We start from the raw sequence: 6,598 nt of genomic DNA, 5'->3' as shown, positions 1-6,598 counted from the left end.
CCCGGAAGGGTTCGCCCACGGGTTTATGGCGCTGAGCGACACGGTGCAGTTTGTCTACAAGGCGACGAACTACTACGCGCCGCAGTCAGAACGGAGCATCATCTGGAACGATCCGGAGATAGGGATTAACTGGCCGGCGCTGAGCGACTGCGTGCTGTCGCTGTCGGAGAAAGACCTGCGGGCACATACTCTGGCCACTGCGGAAGTCTACGCTTAAGTATAAATATTCTTGTTCGATAATGGATATCACAAGTTACTATCAAAAATAATAATAAAAAATAATTTTTATCCTAAAGGTAATCGATTAATGAATTATAAAGCAATGAAGCCTAAAGTTATCGCTTCTATTGTATTATTTAATCATTCCTATGATGATATTAAAGATACGTTTCTCTCATTATGCCATGAAGAGAGCGTTGAAAAAATAATCTTCGTTGATAATGGTGGTTGTCAGTGGGCGGCATCATTGAATGAACCTAAGGTGAGCTATATCAAGTCTCCTTACAACTGTGGTTTTGGTGCTGGACATAATCTTGCAATAAAAGCAAGTGCAGACTTTGACGGTTATTTCTTGATATGTAATCCGGATATTAGCTTTGATAAGCAGTCACTTGATAAATTAGTTTCGTTTGCGTGGGAAAATGAGTATAGTTTTGTTTCCCCGCAAATAATATATAGAAATGGTGAGAGACAATATAGTTGCCGTCTACTACCTACTCCCGGTAATCTTTTTTTAAGACGTTTCTTTCCAGTTACTGCAATAAAGTATGATGTTAAATATGAACTGAAAGATGCAGCCTATGATGAGATATTTTCCCCACCAACGGTATCTGGCTGTTTCATGTTATTAAGTAATGTATTATTACAAAAACTTAACGGTTTTGATGAACGATACTTTATGTATCTGGAAGATGTAGATTTATGTCGCCGAGCATTACAGCTAACCAAAATATACTATTATCCTGGAACAACTATTGTCCATGCCTTTAATAAAGGTTCGTATAAAAGCAAATTATTACTTTGGTACCATATTCGCTCCGCAGTCTCCTATTTTAATAAATGGGGATGGTTTCTTGATCGTAAAAGACATGCGTATAATAAGCAAGCCATATATGAAATTCCCAAAAAAATAATTTAATATTATTTGCCATAAAATACGAGTTTAAAATGAAAAACCCTCATCAAAAACTTTCATCATCACCATTAGCAGTGGTGCGCAGTATTGCCACTCACTGGAGTATTATTCTGCAGATGGCTAAACGTGATGTTGTTGGAAGATATAAAGGTTCTGTGATGGGCCTGCTTTGGTCTTTTCTGAACCCTTTATTTATGTTAACAGTATATACTTTTGTCTTCTCCGTGGTATTCAAAGCCAGATGGTCAACTGGTGGGGACGAAAGTAGGACACAGTTTGCTATAATTTTATTTGTCGGAATGATAGTTCATGGTTTTTTAAGTGAAGTGGTAAATAAAGCACCGTTGATTATTTTGGGAAATACAAACTATGTGAAGAAAGTTATATTTCCATTGGAAACGCTGCCTGTTATCTCTTTATTTGCGGCATTATTTCATACTTGTATCAGCCTTTGTGTGTTACTGATGGCGTTTTTCATTTTTAATGGATATTTACATTGGACCATAGTATTTTTACCTGTGGTCTTTTTCCCTTTAATTATTTTTTGCCTTGGCATTTCGTGGATCTTAGCATCACTTGGCGTATTCCTAAGAGATGTAAGTCAAACTACGGTAATCATTACTACAGTATTAATGTTTTTATCACCGGTATTCTTCCCTATAAGCGCCTTGCCTGAAAAGTATCATATCTGGATCATGCTCAATCCATTAACCTTTATTATTGAACAAGCCCGAACGGTCCTTATTTGGGGTGGTATGCCTAATTTTATCGGTCTGTTTTTATATTCTTTGGGTGCCTTAGTCATAGCCTGGATGGGTTTTGCCTTCTTCCAGAAAACCAGGAAGGGATTTGCTGATGTCCTCTAATGAAATTGCCATTCAAGTTACAAACCTGAGTAAATGTTATCAGATATATGCGCGTCCAACTGATCGTCTAAAACAGTTTTTTGTGCCGAAACTTCAACAGGTGGTCCGCAGAGAGCGAAACTGCTATTTTCGTGAGTTTTGGGCCCTCGATGACGTTTCCTTCAGTATCAAAAAAGGGGAAACGGTAGGTATTATTGGACGAAATGGTGCCGGGAAGTCGACTTTGCTGCAGATTATCTGCGGCACACTAACCCCCTCCGCTGGAGATGTACGTGTTAATGGGCGTATTGCTGCATTACTTGAATTAGGTGCTGGGTTCAACCCGGAGTTTACCGGTCGTGAGAACGTTTATTTAAATGGTTCGGTATTAGGTTTAACCAAAGAGCAGATTGCGGCTAAGTTTGCTGAAATTGAAGAGTTTGCAGATATCGGCCAGTTCATTGATCAACCCGTAAAAACATACTCTAGCGGTATGTATGTCCGTTTAGCCTTTGCCGTTCAAGCATGTGTTGAACCGGAAATTTTGATTGTTGATGAAGCGTTAGCTGTTGGCGATATTGGCTTCCAGTATAAATGCTATAAACGGATGGAAGCATTACGTGCGAAAGGTGTAACCATCATTATGGTAACTCATTCAACAGGCAGCATCCTTGAGTATGCTGATCGCTGCCTGGTGATGGAACACGGAAAACTAATCGGTGATACCAATGATGTTCTCGCTGCAGTTCTGGCCTATGAGAAAGGGATGATCCTGGCCAACGATAAACCAGAGCCTACAAAACTTGCAGAGAACCGCTCTTCTGAAACTTGCAGTTTGGAAGACCTCAAAAGCATTCAGTTACATACTGCTAATGAAGAAATTGGGGAAAAACGTTTTGGTACTGCGCGTGCTATTATTAAAAACCTTACCATCTACAAATCAGATGGTACGACTTTGACAGAGAAACCACTCATCAAATCAGGTGAAGAAGTTACATTTGATTTCAACATATTAGCTACCGAAGAGATTAAGGATGTTGCTCTTGGCCTTTCCATATCCAAAGCTCAGGGAGGGGATATTTGGGGAGATAGTAATATTGGCGCAGGTTCGCCAATTACACTTCGTCCAGGTAGTCAGCGTATCGTTTATAAAGCAACGCTGCCTATAAATTCGGGCGATTACCTAATACACTGCGGCCTCGCTATGGTTGGCAACGGTGCTCGAGAGGAGCTTGATCAACGTCGCCCGATGATGAAAATAAAGTTTTGGTCGGCCAGAGAACTAGGCGGGGTCATTCATGCTCCGTTAAAAATCATTACAAATGGAGAGTAAAACATGTTTGCTGTTTTTCTTCCTCCTTATCCGTTCAGAGGGGTGAAGGCCCCTTATTTATGGCTTTTTTTAAAGTATTTGCATTGTTCTAACGAAAAGATACTTTTTATCACAAGTCCTGATTATGTTGAAGTAATAAACGATGAAACACAACATTCCCGTTGGGAGTTTGATGCTGCCTCGATGGCATCTTTAGGATATTCTATTCCTGATGAACAAAGCCTTGCCAGACATGAATATCTGTATCTTGATCATGCTTTGTATGAAACCATGTTGGCTCAACATCATCATGACCCCATAAAATCATTTACCACATTTTTAACCGAATCTATTTCCGAGCTTGAAAATGAGTTATTTTCTTTACTTACAAAGGAAATAATTCAACGTGTTGATGCTTTTGTCTCTATCTGCAACTGTCCATCGCTTGAAAAAGTCGCAAGAGCTTTAAATAAAGAGGTTATACACCTTGAGATCGGGCCATTGCGAGCACCGATGTATCGCAATACAGCATATCTGGATTTCACCGGCGTTAATGGTAATACCGAGGCTCGGGCACGCTATGAATCTTGCCAGACGGAAATTGATATTACGTGCTCAATGAATGATTTGCATCGTTATTTTCTTGAAGCAATCTCATTACCTTCGTCAAGTGAAAACCAAGTTGCTGGGATTGTGTTACAGGTAGAAGACGATTCCAATATCATTGCTTACAGCCATGATTTTACGAATATATCTCTAATTTCTTATGTTCGTCAACAGCATGCTCTCGAGAATATATTAGTTCGGGCGCATCCCGGGAGTTTGTTTCGTTTACGAGATGACATATTTAGCATTGATGCATCGGCAAACAGCCTCGAATTTATTCAAAAATGTCATTCTATTTATACTATTAACTCAAGCGTTGGCTTAGAGGCGCTTTTATGCGAGAAAAAGACTAATATTCTCGGTGATTGTTCCTATGCTTTTGTCGCTGAGGAGGCCTCAGGTCCCAACAGAGTAAATGCCATGGCATTTTATCTGTTTGCTTATCTGGTGCCCTTTGAACTTATATTTAATCTGAAATATTTGCGATTCAGGTTGGACCATCCAGCAGAACTGGATATCGTACGTAAACACCTGCAATTTTATTCTAAAATGCCGGATGAGCGTGAAGAAAACAGCCATACGCTGTCAACATTAATAAACGAAGCGATTTCCAAAGATATCACCATGAGAACCATTTTAGAAAACTCATTAGCCGAGAATAACAAACAACTTGAAGATTTGAAAACGCAGCTTGCTGCCGAGGTTACTGAGCGCGAAAAATTAGCTGCAGCGATTACCAAACTCCAGCAAACGGCAGACTTGGCAGCAAAAGACAGGGAGATATTAGTTTCCGCCCTGGCAGTCAAACAAGATGAAGTAGATCGTATGCGCAGAAGTCTGTCATGGAAGTTAACCATGCCAGTTCGTATGTCTGGTAGGATTTCCCGAGGTGAATTTAGCACTATAAAAGCAATGATGAAGGAATACACGACTTCCGGTAATAATGTTTTTTCTCGCTATATTTTATCGGGTGGACTTCTTTCAAAATCGAAATATAAAACGGCTATTCGTCTTCTATTGTCAGGAAACTGGTCAGGGATGGTTGATGGTTTTAAACGTGTTTTAAGCCGAGCTGCTATCGACTCTTCACCAGCTACGCCATTTGTCGATACTGGGACGGTAAGAATTCTTGCTACTCAGCATACCCTATTCGTTGCACATTTGATTGAAAAGAATCTGCTTGATTGCGGAATTAAGGGCCATGTCAGTACTGCTTATTCCGTTGAGCAGGATATGGGGCAGATGCACATTGTAGTTTGTCCGCAAATGTTCAAACAACTGCCCCGTAACTACATTGCTTTCCAGATGGAGCAGTCGGTCAACTCAAGATGGTTTACCGATGAGTATTTTTCTCGTCTCAATAATGCTGTTGCTATTTTTGATTATTCCTTGAAAAATATTGAATATTTACTGGATAAAGGCATTCCGTATCAGAAATTGTTTTATATGCCGATTTCCAGCTTTCCAGATTACCCAGCCCATTTAGCAGATAACGGTTATGTACTGGATGATCAGAAAGGTGATATACACGCAGATGTTCTATTCTATGGCGATCCAAACTGTGAGCGCCGCAAGGCCTATCTTCAGGAATTGAAGAAGCATTTTAATGTCACTGTCGCTTCGGAAGTTTTCGGTGATAAACTCACCAGAATGGTTAAGAATGCGAAAGTCGTCGTCAACATTCATTACTATGAAAATGCGTTGCTTGAAACCACACGTCTATATGAAACGATTTCGCTTGGGACGCCTGTAGTGAGTGAAAGCAGTTCAGATATTGTAGAGCATGAAGACCTACAGGATGTGATCGATTTTTGCCCCATCGGTGATATTCCGGCAATGGTCGAGAAAATTCAGAATTTGTTATCTGATAAAGAATATTACAACGAAAGAAAAGAAAAAATTAAGCACTTTACTAATGTAGATAATAAAAATAATTATTATCTGCGACGTTATCTGCTGTCGATTGATAAACTCAATTTTTCACAATACAAAAGTATTTTCTCATTTGAGCAATTTCAAACTGGAGATGTCCCACGCCTTTGTTTATCATTGTCTGAAACACCCGTCCGCCGGAAAGCTTTTTTCGCTAGTCCATCCCATGGATTCCAATTTTTCGAGGGGATCCGTTATCGCATTGGTTGGATTGGTTGTGGCATGAGCTATAAATATATGCTTTCAGGCATGCTGGCCAGTAAGGCGGAAATGGGGATTATCTGTGAAGATGATGTTATTTTCCCGGTTGATTATGATAATAAATTAAATAAAATTATTAACCATCTACAGAGTACTGAGGCTAAATGGCATATTTTTGCTGGCATAATTGCACATCTGCATGAGGACACGAAGGTACTGGATGTTAAGGTAATGGATGGTATTGAGTATATCTACATTGACAAAATGACTAGTATGGTTATGAATATTTATTCTCGCCGTGGTATGGATCTTATTAGCCAGTGGGATGAGAAAAATATTGATGCCGAAACCAATACTATTGACCGCTATGTTGAATCAGCTCAAGATCTGGTCGTCGTGACTACATTACCTTTCCTTGTAGGATACGCAGAAGAGCAACAGTCAACATTATGGGGCTTTGAGAACTCTCAATATACATCGTTAATAAAAGCCAGTGAAAAACTGTTAGCTGAAAAGGTTGCAGAATTTAAAAAGAATCGCTAAAAAATTCGACCTGAAAATATAAAG

At 39.6% G+C, this 6,598-nt stretch carries 5 protein-coding genes; all 5 read left to right on the top strand.

All coding sequences use genetic code 11. The annotated features are described in order from the left end of the window. On the top strand, nt 1-217 hold a 217-nt coding region (locus MKS11_RS25535; RefSeq protein WP_284109761.1), incomplete at its 5' end, for a dTDP-4-dehydrorhamnose 3,5-epimerase family protein. 90 nt (nt 218-307) lie between these two features. Beyond that, nucleotides 308-1,138: a glycosyltransferase gene (locus tag MKS11_RS25530; protein WP_023318681.1), complete on the top strand. Its 831-nt coding sequence runs from the start codon at nt 308-310 to the stop codon at nt 1,136-1,138. Between the two features lie 29 nt (nt 1,139-1,167). Continuing rightward, nucleotides 1,168-2,001 (top strand): ABC transporter permease, encoded by an 834-nt coding sequence (locus tag MKS11_RS25525; protein ID WP_023318680.1) that lies wholly within the window; start codon nt 1,168-1,170, stop codon nt 1,999-2,001. Further along, nucleotides 1,991-3,313: an ABC transporter ATP-binding protein gene (locus MKS11_RS25520; protein ID WP_048295136.1), complete on the top strand. Its 1,323-nt coding sequence runs from the start codon at nt 1,991-1,993 to the stop codon at nt 3,311-3,313. The genes MKS11_RS25525 and MKS11_RS25520 overlap by 11 nt, the downstream gene beginning before the upstream one ends. Before the next feature lie 3 nt (nt 3,314-3,316). Continuing rightward, nucleotides 3,317-6,574, top strand: coding sequence for a GT99 family glycosyltransferase N-terminal domain-containing protein (locus MKS11_RS25515; protein WP_284109760.1), 3,258 nt, complete (start codon nt 3,317-3,319; stop codon nt 6,572-6,574). The last annotated feature ends 24 nt before the right edge of the window (nt 6,575-6,598 follow it).

Origin of the sequence: Klebsiella sp. K5-45 (genome assembly GCF_030128605.1) — a bacterium.
GTDB lineage: Bacteria > Pseudomonadota > Gammaproteobacteria > Enterobacterales > Enterobacteriaceae > Klebsiella > Klebsiella quasipneumoniae.
This window is presented reverse-complemented; position numbering and strand designations above follow the sequence as displayed.